General features: G+C 64.7%; 1 protein-coding gene. It reads right to left on the bottom strand.

What is annotated here, in order from left to right; all coding sequences use genetic code 11:
* Window positions 1–72 precede the first annotated feature (72 nt).
* Window positions 73–1,461, bottom strand: coding sequence for a group II intron reverse transcriptase/maturase (gene ltrA, locus H1D44_RS20610; RefSeq protein WP_181517138.1), 1,389 nt, complete (start codon window positions 1,459–1,461; stop codon window positions 73–75).
* Window positions 1,462–1,926: the final 465 nt, after the last annotated feature.

The following is a 1,926-nucleotide window of genomic DNA, read 5'->3' as shown; positions in this document are numbered from 1 at the left end:
ATCGAGTAGGAGGGGGAGTCGCCTCCCCCGTCCTCTCACACCACCGGGCATACGGGTCCGTACCACGGCGGTTCACGAAGAACGATTAAGCCTTCTTACCGTATCGAGTACCGAGATCAGACCCAGTCTGTCGAACCACTTCCGCGGTAGAACCTGGTTCATGTGCGAGGCGCCCGCATTCCACCAGGCTCCTCGCCCGTTTCCCGCCGACTTCCAGGCACGCTGATCGTCCAGGCCCAGCGCCAGGAGCTTGCGGCGCCGGGTCCGCGGGCGTTTCCACTGCCGCCAGATTACGCAGCGCAATCGGCGACGTATCCAGCCATCCAACGCTTCCAACGGGCGCTTCACATCAACGAGAGCAACGTAGCTGGCCCAGCCCCGCAAGACCGGTGTCAGCTCTTCGACAACTCGTTGGATGTTGCGCCCCCTGCCTCGCTTGAGGATGTCGCGGACACGCTGCATCAGGCGCTGCAAGCTGGCCTTGGCCAGCGTCAGCTTCGGCCGCTTGTGTCGGGTCAGCGTGTAGCCCAGATACCCTCGGTTCCAAGGTCGGTCCACCGCACTCTTGTCGCGATTGACCGTCAGCCTGAGTGAGCTCTCGAGAAAATCACTCAGACTGACCATGACGCGCTCGCCCGCTCGCCGACTCCTGACATAGACCTGCATGTCGTCGGCGTAGCGGCAGAAGCGGTGGCCGCGGTGTTCCAGTTCCTTGTCCACGTCATCCAGCAGGATATTCGCCAGTAGCGGACTCAGCGGTCCGCCCTGGGGTGTTCCCTGCCGGCGTGGCGCGACCAGGCCGTCCTGGAACGTCCCGGCTTCCAGATAGCGTCGGATCAAGCGCAATACCCGCCTGTCGCGAACGCGGCGCGCGACCCGGGCCATCAGCAGGTCATGGTTTACCCGGTCGAAGAAGGCTTCCAGGTCGAGGTCGACCACCCAACGGTGGCCGGCGGTGACATGGGCCTTCATCGCCGAGACGGCCTGCTGGGCACTGCGCCCAGGCCGGTAGCCGTAACTCGATGCGGAGAAACCCGGATCGAAGAGCGGCGTCAGCACCTGAAGCAGCGCCTGCTGGATCAGCCGGTCGGTGACCGTGGGGATGCCAAGCTGTCGCATCCCGCCCTTGGGCTTGGGAATCTCGACGGCTCGGATCTGGCTGGGGTGGTACTCACCGGCCAACAGCCGCTCGCGCAGCGTCGGCCAGTGTTGTTTCAGGTGGTCGGCCAACTGGTCCACCGGCATGCCATCGGCTCCCGGCGCCCCCTTGTTGGCGACCACCCTGCGGTAAGCCCGCGCCATGTTGGCCTTCTCTACTACGGCCTCCATGAGCGGGGCGGGCTCCACTTTCGTCCACGATGACGTCGCCGGGACCGTCTCGACGCCCACCGGCCGGGACTCGGGGTTCCGCCTCTGCCCCTCTAGGTGGGTGACGGTATCAGCGCCAGTGTCTGTCTTCATGATCGATCCTCGAGACGTCATCGCCTACTCGCGGTTCTTCATGTTCGGCCCTTGGTGCCGCGGTGAACCGGCACTTACTATGGCCTCTGCTGACGTCTGGTGGCCCATCCCGTCGCCTCTCGACGCCGGTAGCACCGTGGCAGACCACCAGACCTCCCAGGGTAAGACGCGCGACCTTCCCGCTTATGCCTGTCGGATCTACGTCATGGCGTTCTGTGCAAGTACCGGGCTTTGGTGATGCGTGCCACCTCACCCCGCCATGTCGCCTCGTATCCGCTTCCTGTTCGTCAGGCCAGCGTTTTGCTTCGGGCTTCCTTCAGATTCCCCCTCACGGGAGACACCCTTGCCGTAGCTAGCACTTCCCCTTGCCGGGCGTGCAGGGGACTTTCACCCCCAAGTCATCCCGAGGCACCACCCTCGGGAACAGCGCCAGTAAGGCGCTGCGCGCCATGCCTGGCGCACACG

This window comes from Billgrantia kenyensis (assembly GCF_013697085.1).
GTDB lineage: Bacteria > Pseudomonadota > Gammaproteobacteria > Pseudomonadales > Halomonadaceae > Halomonas > Halomonas kenyensis.
This window is presented reverse-complemented; position numbering and strand designations above follow the sequence as displayed.

Excerpts from the sequence above, each read along its gene's own strand:
- ltrA (WP_181517138.1), bottom strand. The coding sequence starts at position 1,461 with ATGAAGACAGACACTGGCGCTGATACCGTCACCCACCTAGAGGGGCAG.